This is a genomic window from Vibrio sp. SNU_ST1 (assembly GCF_030563405.1).
In the GTDB taxonomy this organism is placed as follows: domain Bacteria; phylum Pseudomonadota; class Gammaproteobacteria; order Enterobacterales; family Vibrionaceae; genus Vibrio.
Map to the genome: position 1 here is coordinate 2,386,536 of NZ_CP130748.1, position 21,498 is coordinate 2,408,033.

22 protein-coding genes are annotated in these 21,498 nt (G+C 44.3%); 13 read left to right on the forward strand and 9 right to left on the reverse strand.

Translation table 11 applies throughout. The annotated features are described in order from the left end of the window. The first annotated feature begins 1 nt into the window (after window position 1). From dapE to Q5H80_RS10375, 3 genes are read left to right on the forward strand one after another with little or no spacing between them, the layout of a single operon-like run. Window positions 2–1,138 carry a succinyl-diaminopimelate desuccinylase gene (gene dapE, locus Q5H80_RS10365; protein ID WP_017107224.1) on the forward strand — a complete coding sequence of 379 codons (1,137 nt, stop codon included), beginning with the start codon at window positions 2–4 and terminating at the stop codon, window positions 1,136–1,138. 46 nt (window positions 1,139–1,184) lie between these two features. Next, window positions 1,185–1,859: a M15 family metallopeptidase gene (locus Q5H80_RS10370; RefSeq protein WP_304564693.1), complete on the forward strand. Its 675-nt coding sequence runs from the start codon at window positions 1,185–1,187 to the stop codon at window positions 1,857–1,859. Between the two features lie 8 nt (window positions 1,860–1,867). Beyond that, window positions 1,868–2,077 carry a DUF2897 family protein gene (locus tag Q5H80_RS10375; RefSeq protein ID WP_012604573.1) on the forward strand — a complete coding sequence of 70 codons (210 nt, stop codon included), beginning with the start codon at window positions 1,868–1,870 and terminating at the stop codon, window positions 2,075–2,077. Between the two features lie 147 nt (window positions 2,078–2,224). Here Q5H80_RS10375 and bamC read toward each other — a convergent pair whose 3' ends face one another. Continuing rightward, a complete protein-coding gene (gene bamC, locus Q5H80_RS10380; RefSeq protein WP_304564694.1) occupies window positions 2,225–3,271 on the reverse strand; it encodes an outer membrane protein assembly factor BamC in 1,047 nt (348 codons plus the stop codon). Window positions 3,272–3,320: 49 nt separating this feature from the next. Further along, window positions 3,321–4,199: a 4-hydroxy-tetrahydrodipicolinate synthase gene (gene dapA, locus Q5H80_RS10385; RefSeq protein WP_009847376.1), complete on the reverse strand. Its 879-nt coding sequence runs from the start codon at window positions 4,197–4,199 to the stop codon at window positions 3,321–3,323. Window positions 4,200–4,571: 372 nt separating this feature from the next. Between dapA and Q5H80_RS10390 the strand changes: the two genes are divergently transcribed. Both Q5H80_RS10390 and bcp read left to right on the forward strand, forming a co-directional pair. Beyond that, window positions 4,572–5,114: a glycine cleavage system protein R gene (locus Q5H80_RS10390; RefSeq protein ID WP_009847377.1), complete on the forward strand. Its 543-nt coding sequence runs from the start codon at window positions 4,572–4,574 to the stop codon at window positions 5,112–5,114. 12 nt (window positions 5,115–5,126) lie between these two features. Then, entirely contained in the window at window positions 5,127–5,597 is a 471-nt protein-coding gene (bcp, locus tag Q5H80_RS10395; protein ID WP_009847378.1) for a thioredoxin-dependent thiol peroxidase, read from the forward strand. A 283-nt stretch (window positions 5,598–5,880) separates the two neighbouring features. Here the strand turns inward: bcp and Q5H80_RS10400 are convergent, their stop codons facing one another. The 3 genes from Q5H80_RS10400 to Q5H80_RS10410 form a co-directional block, all read right to left on the reverse strand. Continuing rightward, the gene (locus tag Q5H80_RS10400) at window positions 5,881–6,429 is read right to left on the reverse strand and encodes a hypothetical protein (RefSeq protein ID WP_304564695.1); all 549 of its coding nucleotides are present in this window, start codon (window positions 6,427–6,429) and stop codon (window positions 5,881–5,883) included. Window positions 6,430–6,561: 132 nt separating this feature from the next. Continuing rightward, the gene (locus tag Q5H80_RS10405) at window positions 6,562–7,638 is read right to left on the reverse strand and encodes an AI-2E family transporter (protein WP_009847379.1); all 1,077 of its coding nucleotides are present in this window, start codon (window positions 7,636–7,638) and stop codon (window positions 6,562–6,564) included. Continuing rightward, window positions 7,631–7,870 (reverse strand): sulfurtransferase TusA family protein, encoded by a 240-nt coding sequence (locus tag Q5H80_RS10410; protein ID WP_304564696.1) that lies wholly within the window; start codon window positions 7,868–7,870, stop codon window positions 7,631–7,633. Before Q5H80_RS10410 ends, Q5H80_RS10405 begins: the two co-directional genes overlap by 8 nt. Before the next feature lie 178 nt (window positions 7,871–8,048). Here Q5H80_RS10410 and Q5H80_RS10415 point away from each other — a divergent pair, with 178 nt between their 5' ends. The 4 genes from Q5H80_RS10415 (at window position 8,049) to Q5H80_RS10430 (ending at window position 11,010) form a co-directional block, all read left to right on the forward strand. Next, window positions 8,049–9,503: a M48 family metallopeptidase gene (locus Q5H80_RS10415; RefSeq protein WP_304564697.1), complete on the forward strand. Its 1,455-nt coding sequence runs from the start codon at window positions 8,049–8,051 to the stop codon at window positions 9,501–9,503. Between the two features lie 122 nt (window positions 9,504–9,625). After that, window positions 9,626–9,976: an arsenate reductase (glutaredoxin) gene (gene arsC / locus Q5H80_RS10420; RefSeq protein WP_304564698.1), complete on the forward strand. Its 351-nt coding sequence runs from the start codon at window positions 9,626–9,628 to the stop codon at window positions 9,974–9,976. 6 nt (window positions 9,977–9,982) lie between these two features. Next, on the forward strand, window positions 9,983–10,576 hold the full coding sequence (gene wrbA, locus Q5H80_RS10425; RefSeq protein ID WP_304564699.1) for an NAD(P)H:quinone oxidoreductase: 594 nt from the start codon (window positions 9,983–9,985) through the stop codon (window positions 10,574–10,576). Continuing rightward, window positions 10,573–11,010, forward strand: coding sequence for a DUF2069 domain-containing protein (locus Q5H80_RS10430; protein WP_304564700.1), 438 nt, complete (start codon window positions 10,573–10,575; stop codon window positions 11,008–11,010). The genes wrbA and Q5H80_RS10430 overlap by 4 nt, the downstream gene beginning before the upstream one ends. A 115-nt stretch (window positions 11,011–11,125) precedes the next feature. On the opposite strand, the gene Q5H80_RS10435 is transcribed toward Q5H80_RS10430, so the two are convergent. Beyond that, window positions 11,126–12,385, reverse strand: a complete 1,260-nt coding sequence (locus Q5H80_RS10435) for a DUF2066 domain-containing protein (protein ID WP_304564701.1) — start codon at window positions 12,383–12,385, stop codon at window positions 11,126–11,128. 275 nt (window positions 12,386–12,660) lie between these two features. Here Q5H80_RS10435 and Q5H80_RS10440 point away from each other — a divergent pair, with 275 nt between their 5' ends. Then, on the forward strand, window positions 12,661–13,899 hold the full coding sequence (locus tag Q5H80_RS10440) for a uracil-xanthine permease family protein (protein WP_304564702.1): 1,239 nt from the start codon (window positions 12,661–12,663) through the stop codon (window positions 13,897–13,899). Between the two features lie 150 nt (window positions 13,900–14,049). Here Q5H80_RS10440 and upp read toward each other — a convergent pair whose 3' ends face one another. Further along, window positions 14,050–14,676, reverse strand: a complete 627-nt coding sequence (gene upp / locus Q5H80_RS10445) for a uracil phosphoribosyltransferase (protein ID WP_009847387.1) — start codon at window positions 14,674–14,676, stop codon at window positions 14,050–14,052. Between the two features lie 169 nt (window positions 14,677–14,845). Here upp and purM point away from each other — a divergent pair, with 169 nt between their 5' ends. Next, window positions 14,846–15,886: a phosphoribosylformylglycinamidine cyclo-ligase gene (gene purM / locus Q5H80_RS10450; protein WP_052878916.1), complete on the forward strand. Its 1,041-nt coding sequence runs from the start codon at window positions 14,846–14,848 to the stop codon at window positions 15,884–15,886. Between the two features lie 120 nt (window positions 15,887–16,006). Continuing rightward, window positions 16,007–16,693 (forward strand): phosphoribosylglycinamide formyltransferase, encoded by a 687-nt coding sequence (gene purN / locus Q5H80_RS10455; protein WP_304564703.1) that lies wholly within the window; start codon window positions 16,007–16,009, stop codon window positions 16,691–16,693. Window positions 16,694–16,850: 157 nt separating this feature from the next. On the opposite strand, the gene Q5H80_RS10460 is transcribed toward purN, so the two are convergent. After that, window positions 16,851–17,696 carry a class II glutamine amidotransferase gene (locus Q5H80_RS10460; protein ID WP_304564704.1) on the reverse strand — a complete coding sequence of 282 codons (846 nt, stop codon included), beginning with the start codon at window positions 17,694–17,696 and terminating at the stop codon, window positions 16,851–16,853. 67 nt (window positions 17,697–17,763) lie between these two features. Further along, window positions 17,764–18,339, reverse strand: coding sequence for a D-sedoheptulose 7-phosphate isomerase (lpcA, locus tag Q5H80_RS10465; protein WP_108166292.1), 576 nt, complete (start codon window positions 18,337–18,339; stop codon window positions 17,764–17,766). 594 nt (window positions 18,340–18,933) lie between these two features. Between lpcA and fadE the strand changes: the two genes are divergently transcribed. Further along, a complete protein-coding gene (gene fadE / locus Q5H80_RS10470; protein ID WP_304564705.1) occupies window positions 18,934–21,399 on the forward strand; it encodes an acyl-CoA dehydrogenase FadE in 2,466 nt (821 codons plus the stop codon). Window positions 21,400–21,498 lie beyond the last annotated feature (99 nt).

Genomic DNA, 21,498 nt, shown 5'->3' on the forward strand with positions numbered 1-21,498 from the left:
GATGACAGATAGCCCAACTTTGGCTCTGGCAAAAGACCTCATTAGCCGTCAATCGGTAACCCCTGAAGATGCAGGTTGCCAAGACCTGATGATTGAACGCTTAAAAGCATTAGGCTTTGAAATCGAAGTGATGGTATTTGAAGATACGACGAACTTCTGGGCTCGCCGTGGTACAGAAGCGCCTCTATTTGCCTTTGCTGGCCACACAGATGTTGTACCTGCAGGCCCAATTGAGCAGTGGAACACTAAGCCATTCGAACCGACTATCGTAGATGGTTTCCTACATGGTCGCGGCGCGGCAGATATGAAAGGTTCTCTAGCTTCAATGATCGTTGCAGTAGAACAGTTCATTGCTAAACACCCGGACCACACAGGCTCAATCGGTTTCCTTATCACGTCAGATGAAGAAGGCCCGTTCATCAACGGGACAGTACGTGTTGTTGAAGCATTGATGGCTCGTGGCGAGAACATCGACATGTGTATTGTTGGCGAACCATCAAGTACTGAGTACGTAGGTGATGTCGTGAAGAACGGCCGTCGTGGTTCTATCACTGGCGATCTAACGGTTAAAGGCACACAAGGTCATGTTGCTTACCCTCACCTAGCGAACAACCCGGTACACAGCTCTCTGCTAGCGATCAACGAACTAGCAACGACCGAGTGGGACAAAGGTAATGACTACTTCCCACCAACCAGCTTCCAGATCCCAAATGTGAGTGCGGGCACGGGCGCGTCAAACGTGATCCCTGGTGAATTTAATGTTCAGTTTAACCTTCGCTTTAGCACAGAGTTAAACAACGACATCATCGTTGAACGAATCACAAATACACTCGACAAGTACGATTTCGAATACGATTTGAAATGGACATTCAATGGCGACCCGTTCTTAACCGACGCAGGCTCGTTGCTTGATGCTATTGTGGATGCCGTTGGTCACGTTAACGACGTAAAACCAGCACTACTGACCACAGGTGGTACATCTGATGGACGTTTTATTGCGCGCATGAAAGGGCAAGTGGTAGAACTAGGTCCGGTTAATGCAACCATTCACAAGGTTAACGAATGCGTGAAAGTAGCTGACTTAGAGAAGCTAACCGACATGTACGAAAGAACACTAGTGAACCTGTTCGCTAAATAGTTCTTTCATCAGCGATTGATAGCATCCAATTATTGAGAGACGCGTTATGACACCAGAGCAGCTTACCGGACAATCAGATTCTCATCTGGAACCTAGCCTGATTGGCACCAAGACCTTCTTGGTCCACAGTGACGTCAAAGATGATCTGAACAACTTGATTGAAGCTGCTCAACTTGCTGGTTTTAAAATGGAGATTGCCAGTGGCTTTCGCGACTATGAAAGGCAATCTCTGATTTGGAATCGTAAGTTTTCTGGTGAAGCACCGATATTAGACTCAGAAAGCCAACCACTAGATGCTTCAACACTCAGTGAACATCAAAAGTTGTCGGCGATCCTAAGGTGGTCTGCGCTTCCCGGAGCGAGTCGTCACCATTGGGGTTGTGACTTTGATGTCTTTGCTCGGAATCACTTACCGGAAGGCGCGCAGCTACAACTGGAACCATGGGAATACCTCACAGGCCACCAGCAAGTGTTTTACCAATGGCTGTCTACCAATGCATCTCAGTTTGGATTCTTCTTTCCTTACAGCCAAGACCTTGGTGGCGTGGCGATAGAACCTTGGCATATAAGCCACCGTAAAGTTTCACAGTTGTGTTTATCACAGTTATCTCCCACTTTACTTGGCAAGCAACTCCAATCTAAGCCAATATTAGGGTATGAAATTATTGCGGAGCAGCTAGACGAGATCTATGCGCGCTTCGTGGCGAATATCAGTCATTAGGAGCGCTTATGTTAGAGTGGCTTACAAACCCTTGGGTTATCATCATCATCGTGGTTAGCGTTGTGGTGGGTAATATTGCTGCGCTCAAACAGACCGCTAATATGGATCTGACAGGTCGTAACAAAACAGAAAAAGACTTAGACAAGCTCAATCAATTGGATAAACAGAACCAAGAGAAAGCTCAAAAAGATGAGTCTACTGACAGCAAAAATACTTAGCCTAACGCCCTTGATGCGCTAGCCCCAACAAGCAGGCGCGTGTTATCCCTTGTTAGCGAATTGACAACAGGCACATAAAACACTGACCAACATAAAAAAAGAGGACACTGTATGTCCTCTTTTTATTTTTCAAAATCAGCTCAGTGCTTATTCAGCTTTTGCTTCTTTCTTGTCTTTGGTTTGATCAGCAACGTGTGCCAATACCGGAACCATTGACTTCAATAGCTCTTCTTCTACTGGCTTACCTGATGCATCCGTTACGTTAATTGACGTACGGTTACCAAGATCACCAAACAAGAAGGTGTAAGTACCTGGCGCTAGATCAATAGGTTGTAGGCCAATTGTTTCCCAGAACTCATCATCAGGCGCTGCGTATTTCGCTTTTACGGTACCTTGAGACTGGTTACGCTCTTCAAGTTCGAAGCCCATCGTCGGTAGCAAGGTAGGTAGACGTTGCCACAATACATTGTATGGTGTGCGAGCAATGATCACAGGGAAACCACTGCGGTCCGAACCCATTGAAATAGGAATACGTTTCACCAACTCTTGTGCTTTCAGTGCCGCTTCAGCACGAAGGTCTGCATCGTATCTCGCCATCACTAGGTTCGTTAGGAACGCGTTGTAGCGTTCTTTATTGGTTGCCGATACTGGCTTTTCTTCAGAACCTTCACGCCAATCAATCAGATTAATCTTGAAGCCATGGCGATTGTTCGCCTGAAAACGTGAGATAGAGTAGCGGCTACCAATCTCGACTTCTTCATCTTCAGAAACCCACGTAACCCAATCAGTCTCAATGTCATTTTCTGACTGTTCACGAATGCCGATATTACGCTGGGTCAGCATATCTACAGCCGTTTGCCATACTCGGTCAGCCTCTTCAGCACGAAGGAGCCATAACGTCACTTCACCATTTTGACGCTCAGTACGAGCACCTGGGATCAGTTCAAGAACTTGTTGAGGAGGACGAATATCCACTTGACGACCGGTACCACCACTGAATTCACCGCTTGGGATATCAAAGTTTGGGTAAAACTGAGGCTGAGCATCTTCAGGCAATTGCCATTGTGAAAACTCAGGTGTTTCTAAGTATTCAAAATCATCTTTGGCTTGGCGACGTTGAGTCGGGCTGCCAGAACATGCTGTAAGAACGAAAACAGCCAGTGAACCGATCACTAGCTGGTGAGAATACTTCATTTATACTCCTAAATGCCGAAGGTTCGCTTCGGCATTGCTTTATACGTTTTTAGTAAATGCACGCTTCAGTCATTGCTTGAGCAACAACAGGTTGAGCTGGTTTTGACAGTTCAGTCAGTGGTAGGCGTAAGCCACCTTCAGCAATCAGACCCATTTTGTGAACCGCCCATTTTACGGGAATAGGGTTAGACTCAACGAACAAATTTTTATGTAGAGGCATCAAACGCTCATTGATCGCTTCAGCTTCCTCAAACTTGCCTTCCTTCGCTAGCTTGAACATGGTCGCCATATCAGCAGCTGCAACATTGTTCGTTACAGAGATCACACCATCGCCACCACGCTTAACAAATTCAAGGCCAGTTAAGTCATCACCACTTAGTAAGATAAAGTCTTCGCCACAAAGTTCACGGTGAATTGCAATTCTTTCGAGATCACCAGTCGCATCTTTCAGTGCAACGATGTTTTCGATCTCGGCAAGACGAGCAACCGTTTCTGGCAACAAGTCTACCGCAGTGCGACCAGGTACATTGTAAAGGATCTGTGGAACGTCACTGACTTCAGCAATTGCTTTGTAATGTTGGTACAAACCTTCTTGAGTCGGTTTGTTGTAGTAAGGCGTGACACTCAGGCAACCAGCAATACCAGAACCATTGAGCAAACGGCTGAAAAGTACAGATTCGTGAGTTGCGTTTGCACCCGTACCAGCGATAACAGGAATACGGCCATCAGCAAATTCAACGACCTTATTGACGACTTTGACATGCTCTTCAATAGTGAGTGTTGAAGACTCACCAGTTGTGCCAACCGCAACCAGACCATCACTACCTGCTGCAACATGGTGATCAACTAACTTTTTAAGGCTGTCGAAATCCACTTCACCATCTGTATTAAATGGTGTAACTAGCGCAACGATACTTCCTGAAAACATGTCTATCTCCCTTAATTTATTCTTTTTGCATGTTACTGTAAGCCAATCAATAAACACAAGACATTAAAGTGGCTTACCAGCAACATCTGCAGTAAATATTGTCGTATGTTTGAGGTAAAACGACTTATAACGGCGTTCGACCTCGAATTTGGATAACCTACACTCAATCTAGCGAATAGCTCAGCACTCGATGTCAGTAACAAGTAAGCAATGCTCTCACACCACTCTTTGAATTTTGAACACTCTAAATATTCCTATTACTTGTTACATATTTGAAGCAAAGTGCCTCATAAAAGCCCCAAGCGCACACTTATTCCTCTAGCTAACTGTGCTAACATGCATGAATCAATGGAATATAAGAGACGTGATTTTATGACTCAACATCTAGTAATCACAGCTGTGGGCACAGATCGCCCAGGTGTATGCAACCAAGTGGTTCATTTAGTCACCCAATCAGGCTGTAACATTATTGATAGCCGTATCGCTCAATTTGGCGAAGAATTTACGCTTATCATGCTACTGTCTGGAAAGGCAAACAACATCACCCGCGTTGAAACCACCCTGCCCTTGCTTGGACAAGAGCACGACTTGATTACGATTATGAAGCGAACCTCAACTCATGATGTTATTGAGAACTCTTACACAGTAGAGGTGTTCGTTGAGTCAGACGATAAAATAGGCCTTACCGAGCAGTTTACCCAGTTCTTCGCAGACCGAAACATCGGCCTCGATTCGTTAAGTGCACGAACCATCAATAAGTCTAAGGTTCAGCTCGACAACGACCAATTCCATATCTCTATTACCGCTTCTGTGCAATCAGAATGTAATTTGATGCAGCTACAAGAAGAATTCGACGCGCTGTGTCAGAGCCTATCCGTACAAGGCTCGCTCAACTTTATCAAAAACAGTTTTTAAAAAGGAAATATCATGAATACGCTAACGGCTGGTGTTCCAGCACCTGCTTTTTCTCTTCCAGATCAAGATGGCAATATCGTATCTCTTGGTGACTTCAAAGGTAAAAAAGTCCTTTTCTATTTTTACCCAAAAGCAATGACTCCGGGTTGTATTGTGCAAGCGGAAGGCCTGCGTGATATCAAAGCACAGCTTGATGACCTGAATGTGGTTGTTTTAGGTGTAAGTGTTGACCCAGTAAAACGTCTACCAAATTTCGTTGCGAAGAAATCTCTGAACTTCACACTGCTATCTGATGAAGACCACAGTGTTGCTGAACAGTTTGGTGTTTGGGGCGAGAAGAAATTTATGGGCAAAGTGTACGACGGCCTGCACCGTATTAGCTTCCTAATTGATGAAGAAGGTCAGATTGAACATGTCTTCAACAAGTTCAAAACCAAAACTCACCACGAAGTGGTTCTAGATTACTTCAACCCAGAAGCTTAATGTCGATTTTAGTGAGTTGATTCTCTAAATTCGCACCTAGCGAATCTAAATACACTACTCACTAAGCCAAATGCAAAAAGGCCGAATATCATGGGTATTCGGCCTTTTTAATATTTCATCAATATGACAAGCGCGACTATACTCACCTGAGCAATATAGAACTTGATATTGAAAAATTATGTTGAAGAAATAAATATGCTATTGGCAACTCAAAGTTTTTATTCCTAAGCCTAACAAATGCCTTTCTACATCAAAACAAACATTGAATCAGGTAAGAAAGAAATTATTGGTTGTCTTTTAATTGCTTCATGCTTTGAATATACAATTCATAGGTATATACATCATCTTCGTCACCAGTTTCAGCAAACCTTCTAAAGAGATCTCCTGCCAATTCTAAATCTTCTGAATTTTCATCTTCGATTAGGATAAAGGCTAGCTCTCTTGACGCATAGTTTTCATCCAATTTATAAGATTTTTTAAGATATTTTTTGGCTTTTATATGCCAATCTAAAGGCGGTTCTTTTGATTTTGTAAACTTCCAATAATAACTCTTGCCAAGGATAATCATCTGGTCAGGATCATTTTCACTATAAAAAGGACTTGACTCAATAATATCTATTGATTGTTCTAAATCTTGAACAAAACCTTCCCCATGGTAATAAATACTTGCTTCGATCAAAAAAGCATAGTTCTCGTTTTTTTTAGAGATAGTTGCTAACCTCTCGAGGAACTTAGTTTTGCTATAATAATGACTTAGATAATCGATATTATCCAAGTATAAAAATATCCCATCAACAACCTTAGAGTCTTCTTCTGAAGTAAAATCATCCATGAAGCAGCTCTCTAACTCCTTCGCACAGGAATATTTGTTCTGAGCGTTGACCCAGCTTATATCTCCATCAGCGAAAACTTGTGGTGAAATAAATAGTGCTAATAAAAAAACTAACATTTGTAAGTCATTTCGTTACGATTGATGTTCAGGGTCATCATCGAGAGCATGGCTCGGTAAGGCATTCCAAACCGCTTTCACCAGCGTGGCTAGAGGGATAGCAAAGAACACGCCCCAGAACCCCCACAGCCCACCAAACACCAATACCGCTACAATAATCGCTACTGGGTGTAGGTTCACGGCTTCAGAGAACAAAACCGGAACGAGCACGTTGCCATCTAGAGCTTGGATAATACCGTAAGCAAGTAACAGCCAATAAAACTGAGGCTCTAATCCCCACTGGAACAAACCAACAATCGCGACTGGAACGGTCACAGCCGCCGCACCGATGTAAGGAATCAATACCGAGAAACCAACCGCGACAGCCAGCAGTGCTGAATAACGTAAATCCAGAATCGCAAAAGTTACATAGCTCACACCACCAACAATCAGGATCTCAAGCACCTTACCGCGAATGTAGTTTGAGATTTGTTGGTTCATCTCAACCCAAACCTTGGTCGCTAGACGACGGTTCTTAGGTAGAACACCACTGGCCATACTGATCATCTCTTCTTTGTCTTTTAGTAAGAAGAAAATCAGCAGCGGTACAAGAATCAGGTAAACCGCAAGCGTTGCCAAACTAACAAGAGAAGCTAAAGAGCCCTTCACAACGCTTTCGCCAAAGCCTAATGCTTTGTTTTTCGCATTCGACACAATCGACTCAACGATCTGCAGGTTTGCTAGTTCAGGGTAACGCTCAGGAATGGTTGCGATGAACTTCTGTAAGCCACCATACATGCTTGGTATATCATTGATAAGGTTACCTACCTGTTCCCAAATCGTTGGTACTAGACCAAACAGCGCAAGTAACATCACGCTAAAGAACATTAAGATCACCAACATCACTGATGGGGTTCTTGGAACACCGAGTCTTTGAAGTTGAGTAACAGGCCACTCAAGCAGGTAAGCCAACACAATAGCCACTAAAAGTGGGGCAATGAGGTGACCAAAGAAGTAGATCGTAATAAAGCCGAAGAGAATGATGGCAACCAAGCTGACAGCATGGGGATCTGAGAAACGTCGTTTATACCAACGATTGACCATTTCAAGCATTTGACTGCAATTCCTTTTTAGTGACGAGGAGATGATGGTAATTAGAGCAAACCTCTACGGTGACGTCATAGGCTTGCTTAGACAAAAAAGTAACAATATCTTTCATCGAGCTGTTATCAGAGACATAAATTGACAATGATTGCCCTACTTCCAACTTTACACTGTGACGCTTGGCTAATAATAGTGCCATTGGACAGCGCTCTTGGCGTAAATCTAGAATATTAGGTGTCATTCTTTAGCTCGATGCTTATTATAAGGGTCGTATTGTAATCTGTTTTTGAAAACGCGCCATCATTCATTCATCTTCCTTCATGATAGCGCACGCACTTGGTAAAGATTACATCAGATAGAGAACCAATTTGCATTGCACTTGTCTTACTGTCAGAAGAAACGGAGTATTACTGACTAATATGTTTAAACGCGCTCGCTCAATTGCTTGCTTATGCATCGCAGCTACATTAAGCCCCCCAACGTTGGCAAATACCAATGGTTTGGAGCTACCCGATATCGGCACCGCTGCTGGCGGCACACTCACTATCGACCAAGAGCTTATCTATGGTGATGCTTACATGCGCATCATCAGAAGCAGCCAGCCTATCGTAAACGACCCGGTTCTAAACCAATACATTGACACGCTTGGTCATCGCCTTGTCGCGAACGCAAATGATGTAAAGACACCTTTTCAGTTCTTTATGATCCGCGACCGCAACATCAACGCTTTTGCTTTTTTTGGTGGTTATGTTGCTTTGCACTCAGGTTTGTTCCTGCATGCACAGTCTGAAAGTGAACTGGCTTCCGTATTAGCGCACGAAATCGCGCACGTTACTCAGCGTCACTTAGCACGTAGTATGGAAGATCAAGCTCGCCGTTCACCTGCAACTATTGCAGCGCTCGCAGCTTCTGTATTATTGGCCATAGCTGCACCTGAAGCTGGTATCGCAGCCATCACTGCAACAACGGCAGGCAACATGCAAAGCCAAATCAACTACACCCGCAGTAATGAAAAAGAAGCTGACCGCTTTGGCATCAACACGCTTGCGAAAGCTGGGTTCGATGTAAACGCTATGCCACGCTTCTTTGGCCGATTAGCTGATGAATACCGCTATGCAAGCACACCGCCACCAATGCTATTAACCCACCCATTACCAGAAGACCGAATCACAGATTCACGTGCTCGCGCTCGTAGCTATACACCACTAAAATTGGCTCCGTCACTGGATTACCATCTAGCAAGAGCTCGCATTGTCGCGCGCTATGCTGGCATCAATAATGATGCTGCCCTAGATTGGTTTGAGCGTAAGCTGAAGACAGCACCTAAAGCCATGGTTCCATCATTAGAATATGGCCAAGCACTGGTATACCTTGATTCTAAAAAATTAGATAAAGCAGAGCTGATTCTGACCAAACTCATCAACAGCGATCCAACCAACCTGTTTTATCTAGATGCCATTTCAGATCTGCATATTGAACAAAAACAACCTGAAATTGCGATTAAAGAACTAGAGTCAGCACTGGTTCGTCAACCAAACAACCCAGTTCTAACCATTAACTACGCCAATGCGCTGATCGAAAATGAAGACCTACAGGAAGCCGTTCGCGTATTGCAACGTTACACACATGATAATCCGAACGACACCAATGGCTGGTACCTGCTTTCAAAGGCAAATACAAGCCTTGGTAATAGCGATGAAGAACTTGCTGCTAGAGCAGAGATCTTGGCACTGCAAGCCAACTGGAACAAAGCGATTCAGTACTACACGCAGGCGAGCCAAATCGCGGAACTAGGCAGCCTAAAACAAGCACGTTATGACGCTCGAATTGATCAACTAATGATACAGCGCGAACGCTTCTTGTCGTTGCAATAGGTATATGACTGGCAGCGAAGCACGTTGCCAAAATACAAAGAAAGCTCAACGTTACACAATAAGAAGCCACTCAGTTGGCTTCGACTGAACTATTAAATCAAAAATAATAATGAGGAAGAACCATGTCTGTCGTGATTTATCATAACCCACGCTGCTCAAAGAGTCGTCAAACTCTCGAACTGCTTAAAACAAACGGCGTACAACCAGAGGTGATCAAATACCTAGATACGCCTTTGACTGTTGAACAGCTGAAAGTGCTTTTCACTCAGCTTGGTTTTGAGAGTGTTCGCGACATGATGCGTACCAAAGAAGCGGATTACAAAGAAGCGAACCTTGGTGACGCATCAGTGACTGATGAAAATCTTTTCGCTGCGATGGCAACGAATCCAAAACTGTTTGAACGCCCAGTGGTTGTCGCGAACAACAAAGCAAAAATTGGTCGTCCACCAGAACAAGTACTAGAGATTCTGTAATTCAATATGAGCATCAACATTCTTGTTCTCTACTATAGTCGACACGGCAACACCCAAGCGCTAGCAAGGCAAATCGCTCGCGGGGTGGAGTCCATTCCTCATTGTGAAGCCATGCTAAGAACAGTGAACGACGTGTACACGGTAGAAGAGCAGCCGGATTCGCGTTATCAACCAACAGATCCTATTGCGACATCACAAGAGCTCTGTTCTTGCGATGGCTTAGCACTAGGCAGCCCAGTTTGGTTTGGCAACATGGCAGGGCCAATGAAGCACTTTTGGGATAGCACGACATCACTGTGGATCAATGGCGATCTGATCGACAAGCCTGCTTGTGTATTTACCTCATCTTCATCGCTGCATGGCGGACAAGAGACCACACAACAAAGCATGATGTTGCCCCTCCTTCATCATGGCATGTTAGTTGTGGGGATCCCCTACTCAGAACCTGCGCTGCACACCACTCAAACTGGTGGTACACCTTACGGTGCAAGTAGTACCGGAGAGCGAGCTTCATTAAGCAAAGAAGAAATTGAGTTGGCACAAAAGCTAGGTCAACGCCTAGCGCGTATCGCAATAAAGCAAAAGGGAATACCTCAATGATGTATATGTCAGAAAGACCGATGTCTCCCAAAACCAAGTTATTGCGTTACCTTGCTTTAACGGGCAACTTGTCGCTTTTATTTTGGGTGGTTGCTTGGCAGATGACGCTTTCACCGCACCCGCATCTCAGTAATGTCACACTGGCCATTGCTTGGGCTGTACCGCTGTTACTACCATTACCGGGCATTCTAGCAGGTAAACCTTATACGCATGCTTGGGCAAATTTCGTCTTGATGCTCTACTTTCTGCATGCTCTCACCATCTTATATATCGATGGTGGTGAACGCCTTCTGGCAGCAGTAGAGCTGCTTCTGACTACGCTAGGCTTTACGGGTAATATCTTATTTACTCGTTTTCGTGCCAAGGAATTAGGCATCAAGCTTAAGCGCCTTTCTGAAGTAGAAAAGAAAGAGAAAGCGAAGTTCGAGCAATAATATTGATTCGATGCTCTAGATCTGACATGACAACAAATAAACAAAAAGCCCTGCGAGATTTCTCTTGCAGGGCTTTTTTCATGATTTCGTATCAATCAGTCATGTCGGTAAACGATCACGAGCGAACCCATTCGTATATTAAGCTTGGCTTCGCATGTACAGGCGCTGTGACAGGTAGCTCTTCCGCGACAGATTCCTCTCGCGTCACGTCAGTCGTATTTGTTAGCTCAGTATCCACTGATAGGTCGCTGCCTTTAATCACTTGAATACTTGGGGTTGTTTCATCACCCTTCGCACCAGCAATAACGGCAGTGTCATCGCCTACAGACATAGTGTTATCTTGCGCTTCGAACTCAGGGCTCACTTCAGGTTCAATATAAGACGCTTCAACCTTCGCGACTTGGCGAATACTTCCAACTTCTTGCTCAAACTCTTGTTGGGTCGATAACAAATGAATTCGGAACGTCACTTCATTGTTTTGAATTTGTAGAATATCTAAGCTTGCAACCGAGTTTAGACGCTTAAGCGCATTCTCCAATTGGAAAAAGTCTTGAGCATTATTCAAACTGATAAACTGCGTTAAAATCGACTCTGATGATTCACTTGCTACAACAACAGCACTCTTCCCTGCGTAATAATTACTGATTTGATCAACCAGTTTCTTAGACGTCGCCGCACTGTTACCCGATACCGAGCCGATTACCGGTGATGTTGGTGCGCTCGTTAACTGGTTTGGGGTTTGATCATATAAAGTCCAACGTAATCCAGAAGGTTGTGCCTTAATCACCAAAACAGCATCAACCGGATAACGTTGACTCGCATTGCTAATCGGTGTGACAAAGTTGCCCCATAAATCCGAGGTAGCGATTCCCGTAACATCGTCAAAATCACCAACAGGAAACATCAAAGGCAAACCTCGCTCTTTTGCATTGGCTTGTAAGCCTGCAACTAACAGTGAGTTGGAGTGTTCCCAGACAATGTTCTTGTCGTAGTTATTCTCTTCCACCAGCCAAACAAGAATATTTGAGCGTGTATCAGGCCAGTACGGTAATTGCGCTTGAGTCAGTAGTGAACGAATTTGGGCGCCGTTAAAACGCATGCGCAATGTTGATTGGTCATTGCTTTCGCCAAAACTCATTTGAGACATGTACTGCGCACTCTTACGCATCGCCTTTTGAATCGTCTCATTCGACGCGACATCAGTTTGGCCAGTCGCACGTATCAATACCTGCTCCATGCCAGTATTTCTTGCCACTTGTTCTGGTTGTTTGTCTTCGGCGTTAATCGCAACTTCAGCACTAAAGATATCTACTTGAGTTAAGGCATAACTCGGAGAGGCTAATAGTCCCATCAACAACAATGCTATGTAGCGCATATTGATCCTAATATTCAAAGCTTGTGCCTTGATGATAAGCAACTATGGATTGAGGGGCAAGGTCGATAGCGCACACTGCGTTTAATAACCACAAAATATCACCTAACCATGATAAATCGTTCACTTGTAAACTAAATTTTTCTTATTTTGATAGAGATAAACATCACTAATATAAATAAATTTGATCTACCCGACATAGCAACCGATTGCCAAGTGATAGAATCCCGCGAATTTTTATTTTCACTTTTCATATAAAGACCATTTAAGGACATAACATGAAAAATGCTTTGCAAGGTGCGCAAATGCTATTTGTTGCTTTTGGCGCACTTGTATTGGTGCCCCTGCTGACAGGCCTTGACCCAAACGTAGCGCTCTTTGGTGCAGGTATCGGTACCCTTCTATTCCAACTTATTACACGCCGTTCAGTGCCAATCTTCTTAGCGTCTTCTTTTGCATTCATCGCACCTATCATGTTCGGCATTCAAACTTGGGGTGTTGGTGCAACCATGGGCGGCCTTATGGCTGCAGGTGTTGTGTATGTATTAATGGGTGCATTGATTAAAGTACGTGGTGTCGCCTTCATCCATAAACTGCTTCCCCCAGTCGTGGTTGGCCCTGTAATCATGGTTATCGGTTTAGGTCTTGCACCTGTTGCGGTAAACATGGCTCTAGGTAAAACAGGCGATGGTGCGGTTCAACTGATTGAAGCAGACGCCGCGTTATGGATTTCTTCTATCTCATTACTGGTAACGATTGTCATCAGTGTTTTCTCGAAAGGCTTTCTTAAGCTGCTGCCGATCTTCGGCGGTATTGTTGCTGGTTATGTGACGAGCTTAGTATACGGCGTCGTTGATTTTACCCCTGTAGCTCAAGCTGCTTGGTTAGCTCTACCAAACTTCACAGCACCAGAGTTCAACATCAACGCTATCTTTTTTATGGTATTTGTAGCGATTGCACCTGCTGTTGAACACGTAGGCGACATGCTTGCTATCTCTAATGTAACCGGTAAAGACTACCTTAAGAAGCCAGGTTTACACCGCACAATTACTGGTGACGGTGTGGCAACGATTGCAGCTTCTATGCTAGGCGCGCCACCAAACACAACGTACAGTGAAGTTACGGGAGCTGTAATGTTAACTAAAGCATTCAACCCTGTGATCATGACTTGGGCTGCAGTAACAGCCATTGTTCTGGCGTTAGTAGGTAAGCTAGGCGCTCTATTACAAACGATTCCAGTTCCTGTTATGGGCGGCATCATGATTCTACTGTTTGGTTCTATCGCAACCGTAGGCTTGAATACTCTAATTCAGAACAAAGTCGACCTACACAAATCACGTAACCTTGTGATTGTGGGTATAACCCTAGTATTCGGTATTGGCGGCATGGCATTTGGCATCGGCGACTTTAGTCTGCAAGGCGTAAGCTTATGCGGCATCGTGGCAATTCTACTTAACCTAATTCTTCCAGAAGAGTTAGGCGACAACACAGTGGTAGACAAAGCTCAGATCGACTAACTGATTGATTGAGGCTTGTGATACTAAGTAAAAAGCATCACAAGTTAGTAAGATCAAAAAAGGGAGAGCATCGAATGCTCTCCCTTTTTATTAATACGGCTAATTCAGCGAGTTAAGAAACGGTTTAGCGTAACTTAAGCTGAAACCAAATTACTTAGTACCGAAGATCTTATCACCAGCATCGCCAAGACCAGGAACAATGTAGCCCTTGTCGTTTAGCTTCTCATCGATTGCAGCAGTGTAAAGCTCAACATCTGGGTGCGCTTTTTCTAGTGCAGCGATACCTTCAGGGGCAGCAACAAGTACCAGTACTTTAAATACTTTACAGCCTTGCTCTTTTAGAAGGTCAAGAGTTGCAATCATAGAACCGCCAGTTGCTAACATTGGATCAACCACTAGAGCAATACGCTCATCAATGTTAGATGCTAGCTTGTTGAAGTATGGTACAGGCTCTAATGTTTCTTCGTCGCGGTAGATACCCACGACACTGATTCGAGCACTTGGCATATGCTCTAAAACACCATCCATCATGCCTAGACCTGCACGTAGGATTGGCACTACTGTTACCTTTTTACCTTTAATTTGGTCAACTTCTACTGGGCCGTTCCAACCATCAATAGTTACACGTTCAGTTTCAAAGTCTGATGTCGCTTCGTATGTTAGAAGGCTACCCACTTCTGTCGCTAGCTCACGAAAACGCTTAGTACTAATGTCACCTTCACGCATCAGGCCAATTTTATGTTTTACTAGCGGGTGTTTCACTTCAACAACTTTCATTTCCAACTCCGGCAATATTTAAACAAACCTGTAGATTATACACGAACTGTGGGGTTATTTCAGAATCTTTATTCTAATAAAAAAAACCGCGCAAACGTTTGCTCTTGGTAATCAAGCCCTGTTAGAATAGCGCCGTTTTCACATCCAACTTAAGTTCGAGGACTATCCCGTGAGTGGTAATACTTCTTCTCTAAGCTACAAAGACGCTGGTGTTGATATCGATGCAGGTAATGCACTAGTAGACCGTATTAAAGGTGCTGTTAAACGCACTCGTCGCCCTGAAGTAATGGGCGGTATTGGTGGCTTTGGCGCCCTATGTGAACTTCCAACGAAATACAAAGAGCCGGTACTTGTTTCAGGTACTGATGGTGTTGGTACTAAACTTCGCCTTGCTTTGGATCTGAAAAAACACGACACCATTGGTATCGACCTAGTGGCAATGTGTGTGAACGACCTAATCGTTCAAGGTGGTGAGCCGCTATTTTTCCTAGATTACTACGCAACAGGTAAGCTAGATGTAGATACAGCAGCAGACGTTGTTTCTGGTATTGCTGAAGGCTGTGTTCAAGCTGGTTGTGCATTAATCGGTGGTGAAACGGCTGAGATGCCTGGCATGTACGAAGGCGATGACTACGATGTTGCTGGCTTCTGTGTTGGTGTTGTAGAAAAAGCGAATATCATCGATGGCACTAAAGTAGCAGCAGGCGACGCACTTATCGCTGTTGGCTCAAGTGGTCCACACTCAAACGGTTACTCTTTAATTCGTAAAGTTCTAGAAGTTTCTGGTGCTGATAAGAGTGAAGAACTGGAAGGTCGCACTATCGGTGAGCACCTACTAGAACCAACTAAGATTTACATCAAATCGGCACTTAAGATGATTGCAGAGCATGACATTCATGCTATCTCGCACATCACAGGTGGTGGTTTCTGGGAAAACATCCCACGCGTACTTCCTGAAGGTACTAAAGCAGTGATTGATGGCAAGAGCTGGGAATGGCCTGCTATCTTCAACTGGCTACAAGAGAAAGGTAACGTGGAGACATTTGAAATGTACCGCACTTTCAACTGTGGTGTAGGCCTAGTTGTTGCTCTACCTAAAGATCAAGCAGACGCTGCTGTTGAACTACTGAAAGCCGAAGGCGAAAACGCTTGGGTTATCGGTGAGATCGCAAACGCTGAAGCTGGCGAAGAGCAAGTTGAAATCAAATAAGTGATGTAATCGCTTATTTAGTTAATAGATGAGGACCTAATGGTCCTCATTTTGCTATTTAGCCCGCAGAAAACCTTAGTTTATATAGGTACATTGTAAACAGTCCCGTTAATCAATCGCATGACCCACTCTATGAAGAACAGCCATTCTATGAATAACAGTCACTCTAAGAAAAACATCGTCGTTTTAGTCTCAGGAAGCGGAAGTAACTTACAGGCAATTTTGGACGCCTGCGATAGCAATATGATTGATGCTTCAGTTAAAGCTGTCTTCTCAAATAAAGCAGAAGCTTTTGGTTTAGAGCGAGCGAAAACCGCTGGCGTTGACGCGAATTCAGTGAACCCAAAAGACTTTGGATCACGAGAAGAGTTTGATCATGAATTGATGATTCAAATCGATGCCTACCAACCCGATTTGATCGTACTTGCAGGCTATATGCGAATCCTAAGCCCAGAGTTTGTTCGTCACTATGCAGGTAAAATGGTCAACATCCACCCTTCTCTATTGCCTAAGTACCCTGGGCTACACACCCACCAGCGTGCCATTGATGCACAAGACAAAGAGCATGGCACAAGCGTCCACTTTGTTACCGAAGAGCTCGATGGTGGTCCTGTGATCTTACAAGCTAAGGTGCCAGTATTTGAAGATGATGATGCGGACATGTTAGCAAACCGAGTGCTGACTCAAGAGCATTGTATTTACCCGATGGTTTGTAAATGGTTTGCTGAAGATCGTTTATCGATGGTAAACGGGAAGGCTGTCTTAGACGGTGAAACATTAGGTACACACGGTTACGCAGAAGAGTAATTCGTTGGGCTCCTCTAGCTAAGTAAATCGCGGAAGAAAAAAGTAAATCGCGGAAGAAAAAGCCTAAAAAAAGTCCGAATACAAAAAGGCCGCTCACTGACTTATTAGTACAGTAAGCGGCCTTTTTTAATCAGGACAAATAATAGTATCGACTAGATTAGCTCAATGGTTCTGTAGGTGCTTGGCTTGCCACCTTTTTAGGTGCGTAAGCGACATCTTCCAACGCTTGGTGGTTGTTGCCAATTAACTCTCCAAAATGAAACAGCGCGTATTCACCCGGCTTCATTCTAAACCACTCTTCATTGTCTGTTAGAGGCTGAGTTGCAACGACTGTTACCACATCATTGGGCGTAGTTTCTTCTTGGAAGTTAATCTCAACATCTTCATCAATCAGGCTCGCGTTACCAAAAGGAGCACGTCTTGTTATCCAGTACAAATGGTTCGTACAGTAGTTCATCACGTACTCACCATCACTGAGCAGCATATTGAAAACACCTTTCTCTCGTAGCTGGTCACAACACTCAGCAACAAAGCGAAACATACCTTCCATATCTTGAGGAGGTTCAGGAAAACGATCTTCAAGTTGTTTCAACAACCAACAGAAAGAGAGTTCACTGTCCGTCTCACCGACAGGTCTGAATCGACCACTAACCAGATCATCATAATCCGTTAGTTGACCATTGTGAGCAAAGGTCCAGTATCGTCCCCAAAGCTCACGGGTAAAAGGGTGAGTATTTTCTAGATTAACGCCACCACGGTTGGCTTGACGGATATGACTGACAACAGCTTGGCTCTTAATTGGGTAGTTTTGAACCAACTCAGCGATCTTAGATTCACAGCTAGGATTAGGATCTTTAAATGTACGAAAACCCTTTCCTTCATAGAAGGTAATACCCCAACCATCACGATGTGGGCCGGTATTGCCTCCACGCTGCATAAGACCAGTAAAGCTAAAACAAATATCAGTTGGCACATTCGCGCTCATACCGAGCAATTCACACATGGTTTAATCTACTCCCTATAAAAACCAATGGAGCCACAAACCTAGGCTCCAAATGTCTGTAAAACTATTATTCCATTTCTTTTTCAACAAGCTGAATCACAATGTGGATGATCTTAATGTGAATCTCTTGGATACGGTCAGCGTAGCCAAAGTGTGGCACTCGGATTTCGATATCAGCACAACCTGCCATTTTACCGCCATCTTTACCGGTAAGCGCAATGGTTTTCATACCTTTAGCTTGAGCAGCTTCAATTGCTTTTAAGATGTTGGCAGAGTTACCTGAAGTCGACAAACCAAATAACACATCACCTTTACGGCCTACCGCTTCTACATAACGAGAAAATACGTGATCGTAGCCAAAGTCATTACTCACACAAGACAGATGACTAGGATCTGAAATCGCAATACCAGCGTAACCTGGACGATTTTCACGGTATCGGCCTGTTAGCTCTTCCGCGAAGTGCATTGCATCACAGTGTGAACCACCGTTACCACAAGAAAGCACTTTGCCCTCTTGCTTGAATGAATCTGCGATCATTTTTGCAGCAGCTTCAATTTGAGCAATGTTATGGTCATCACTCAAGAACTTGTTCAGAACGTCAGCAGCTTCGTTCAATTCACTTTTGATTAGGTCTTGGTACATTTGGCTTATCTCTTATGTTTTTTGACGCAACTTAAAGTGCGTGAAATGAGAATTGAGGGTTTTCCCCTCTTTATAACTGAGTTTACCCACAAACATGAAATAGTGTCGACACTTAAGCCCAAAGATTGCCACCTTTATTAGGGTCTGTTGACCTTTCGAGCTGATTTTTGCAGATCTTTGTGGGAAATTTATACAAGGCAGAGGCTTTGACGTATAGCTAGCCTACATGAAAAGCCAATAACGCAGTAGAAATGAACCACAAAGGCTGCCCGAAGGGTTCGGCTAAAATCGTTTTATGCTTTGTTGAAGAATATTTTCTTAGAATGACTAGGCTACATACTCTTCGCCGCGCCTAAAACGATTTTATCTCGAACAAAATTGAACCACGAAAAATCAACAGCCCCTAACCTCTCACTGTCGATCCGTCCAAATATTCACCACCAACCTCTCACAATTAGAACTTTAACTCTATTGAGATCACTTTTTATTCACTTTGGAGTTTTACAAATATTTAATATTTTGTTTACACTTGACTGGTTAGACCTCTTACCTAAACTTAATAACAATAAGTGATCTCTGAAAAGGAAATCGATCATGAACATATTGCTCTCCCTACTCGGCATGACAGCCATCTTAGGCGTCTGTCTTTACCATAGAGTTAGTCTGGTCCGTGCGTTAATCGTGTTAACTGGCGCAATGGTAGCATTAACCCTGTTTGGCAGCGTGGCAGTCACTGGTTGGCTTTGTTATCTATTGGCCATTGCGATCTTTGCTATACCAACAATTCGTCAAACCCTCATTAGCCAAAAAGCACTGTCTCTGTTTAAGAAGGTTCTACCAGCAATGTCTCAGACGGAAAAAGAGGCATTGGAAGCAGGCACAGTGTGGTGGGAAGCAGAGCTGTTCAAAGGCAAGCCTGAGTGGAAGAAGCTACAAAACATTGCGGATCCGAAACTTTCTGAGGCGGAACAAGCGTTTTTAGATGGCCCAGTAAATACAGTGTGTAAGATGGTCAACGATTACCAAGTGACACATGAACTTGCCGATTTGCCACCAGAAGTTTGGCAGTACCTGAAAGACCATAAATTCTTCGCTATGATCATCAAGAAAAAGTATGGCGGCTTAGAGTTCTCCGCCTACGCTCAGTCTTTGGTTTTACAGAAACTAACGGGTGTTTCTAGCGTATTGTCATCAACCGTTGGCGTCCCTAATTCGTTAGGTCCCGGTGAGCTATTACAACACTATGGTACAGAAGAACAAAGAAACCACTACCTGCCTCGCCTAGCCGAAGGTAAAGAGATCCCTTGCTTTGCCTTAACTAGCCCAGAAGCCGGCTCAGATGCTGGCTCAATCCCAGATTATGGCGTGGTGTGTAAAGGTCAATGGCAAGGCGAAGAAGTATTGGGGATGCGCCTAACTTGGAACAAACGTTACATCACCTTAGCGCCTGTCGCGACCGTTTTAGGCTTAGCCTTTAAACTGCGAGACCCAGAAGGTCTGCTTGGTGACAAAAAAGATCTTGGCATCACTTGTGCCCTTATTCCTACCGATTTAAAAGGCGTAGAGATTGGCAACCGTCACTCCCCACTCAACGTACCTTTCCAAAATGGTCCGACTCAAGGTGATGACATTTTTGTGCCTATCGATTTCATCATTGGTGGCCAGAAAATGGCAGGACAAGGCTGGCGTATGTTGGTTGAGTGTCTGTCGGTTGGTCGTGGTATCACACTGCCTTCAAACTCAACCGGTGGTATTAAATCTGCAGCATTAGCAACAGGTGCTTATGCTCGTATTCGTCGTCAATTCAAACAACCCATTGGTCGTATGGAAGGGGTTGAAGAGCCACTGGCACGTCTAGCTGGTAATGCTTATGTAATGGATGCAGCAAGTAACCTAACGGTTGCGGGTATCGATCTTGGTGAAAAGCCTTCGGTTATCTCTGCAATCGTGAAGTACCACTGTACTCACCGTGGCCAACGCAGCATCATCGATGCGATGGATATCGTCGGTGGTAAAGGCATCTGTTTAGGTCCATCAAACTTCTTAGCTCGTAGCTACCAAGGCGCGCCAATCGCGATTACCGTGGAAGGTGCCAACATCCTAACTCGTTCGATGATCATCTATGGTCAAGGTGCAATTCGTTGTCATCCTTACGTACTAAATGAAATGGAAGCCGCTTATTCGGAAAGCAGCGATGCACTGGATAAGTTTGATTCAGCGTTAGCAGGACACGTTAGCTTTACGATGAGCAACCTAGTCCGTAGTTTGTGGTTTGGTTTAACTGATGGTCGAGGCTCAGATGCACCAACACCATCTAATAAAGCAAATAAACAGACACAGCGTTACTATCAACAGCTGAACCGCTACAGTGCTAACCTAGCGCTACTGTCTGATATTTCAATGGCTGTATTAGGCGGTTCACTGAAACGCAGAGAGCGCCTCTCAGCAAGACTTGGTGATATCCTGAGTCAGCTCTACTTAGGTTCAGCAACACTTAAGCGCTTTGAAAGCGAAGGTAGCCATGCTGAAGATCTCCCATTAGTCCATTGGGGTATGCAAGATAGCTTGCGTCAAACTGAAGTCGCAATTGATGAGTTCTTGGCGAACTTCCCTAATCCTGTGATTGGTCACCTACTTCGCGTTGTGTTAATGCCATTTGGCCGTATCCGTCGCGCACCAAACGACAAGCTGGATAGCCAAGTCGCGCACATCCTACAAACACCAAGCGAAACACGCTCTCGTATCGGCCGTGGCCAATACCTGGAAGCAACAGAATACAACCCGGTAGGTAAGATTGAAAAAGCGCTAGAAGTGATTCTTCAAGCTGAACCTCTGTTCGATAAAGTCTGCAAAGAAACACATCAAAAGCGCGCTTTCTTACGACTCGACCTTGTCGCTCAGCTGGGACTTGAGAAAGGTATCTTAACGGAGAAAGAAGCCGAGTTATTGGAGAGTGCAGAGGAACATAGACTGTACACAATTAACGTTGATGATTTCTCACCAGAGGAGCTTGCAGCAAAGTCTCAATACCCAGACCAATCGATCGATAACGTCGCTTAAGGTAAGAGAAAGAAACAAAAACGGGACTCCTATGAGTCCCGTTTTTTTTATTCATCACTTCATTGTCACAAATTTTAATGCTTACTCTGTCGAGGCTTG

Bases quoted from the DNA above. Each gene is read 5' to 3' on its own strand.
- dapE (WP_017107224.1), top strand. From the start codon at position 2: ATGACAGATAGCCCAACTTTGGCTCTGGCAAAAGACCTCATTAGCCGT.
- Q5H80_RS10370 (WP_304564693.1), top strand. From the start codon at position 1,185: ATGACACCAGAGCAGCTTACCGGACAATCAGATTCTCATCTGGAACCT.
- Q5H80_RS10375 (WP_012604573.1), top strand. From the start codon at position 1,868: ATGTTAGAGTGGCTTACAAACCCTTGGGTTATCATCATCATCGTGGTT.
- bamC (WP_304564694.1), bottom strand. From the start codon at position 3,271: ATGAAGTATTCTCACCAGCTAGTGATCGGTTCACTGGCTGTTTTCGTT.
- dapA (WP_009847376.1), bottom strand. From the start codon at position 4,199: ATGTTTTCAGGAAGTATCGTTGCGCTAGTTACACCATTTAATACAGAT.
- Q5H80_RS10390 (WP_009847377.1), top strand. From the start codon at position 4,572: ATGACTCAACATCTAGTAATCACAGCTGTGGGCACAGATCGCCCAGGT.
- bcp (WP_009847378.1), top strand. From the start codon at position 5,127: ATGAATACGCTAACGGCTGGTGTTCCAGCACCTGCTTTTTCTCTTCCA.
- Q5H80_RS10400 (WP_304564695.1), bottom strand. From the start codon at position 6,429: ATGGATGATTTTACTTCAGAAGAAGACTCTAAGGTTGTTGATGGGATA.
- Q5H80_RS10405 (WP_009847379.1), bottom strand. From the start codon at position 7,638: ATGCTTGAAATGGTCAATCGTTGGTATAAACGACGTTTCTCAGATCCC.
- Q5H80_RS10410 (WP_304564696.1), bottom strand. From the start codon at position 7,870: ATGACACCTAATATTCTAGATTTACGCCAAGAGCGCTGTCCAATGGCA.
- Q5H80_RS10415 (WP_304564697.1), top strand. From the start codon at position 8,049: ATGTTTAAACGCGCTCGCTCAATTGCTTGCTTATGCATCGCAGCTACA.
- arsC (WP_304564698.1), top strand. From the start codon at position 9,626: ATGTCTGTCGTGATTTATCATAACCCACGCTGCTCAAAGAGTCGTCAA.
- wrbA (WP_304564699.1), top strand. From the start codon at position 9,983: ATGAGCATCAACATTCTTGTTCTCTACTATAGTCGACACGGCAACACC.
- Q5H80_RS10430 (WP_304564700.1), top strand. From the start codon at position 10,573: ATGATGTATATGTCAGAAAGACCGATGTCTCCCAAAACCAAGTTATTG.
- Q5H80_RS10435 (WP_304564701.1), bottom strand. From the start codon at position 12,385: ATGCGCTACATAGCATTGTTGTTGATGGGACTATTAGCCTCTCCGAGT.
- Q5H80_RS10440 (WP_304564702.1), top strand. From the start codon at position 12,661: ATGAAAAATGCTTTGCAAGGTGCGCAAATGCTATTTGTTGCTTTTGGC.
- upp (WP_009847387.1), bottom strand. From the start codon at position 14,676: ATGAAAGTTGTTGAAGTGAAACACCCGCTAGTAAAACATAAAATTGGC.
- purN (WP_304564703.1), top strand. From the start codon at position 16,007: ATGACCCACTCTATGAAGAACAGCCATTCTATGAATAACAGTCACTCT.
- Q5H80_RS10460 (WP_304564704.1), bottom strand. From the start codon at position 17,696: ATGTGTGAATTGCTCGGTATGAGCGCGAATGTGCCAACTGATATTTGT.
- lpcA (WP_108166292.1), bottom strand. From the start codon at position 18,339: ATGTACCAAGACCTAATCAAAAGTGAATTGAACGAAGCTGCTGACGTT.
- fadE (WP_304564705.1), top strand. From the start codon at position 18,934: ATGAACATATTGCTCTCCCTACTCGGCATGACAGCCATCTTAGGCGTC.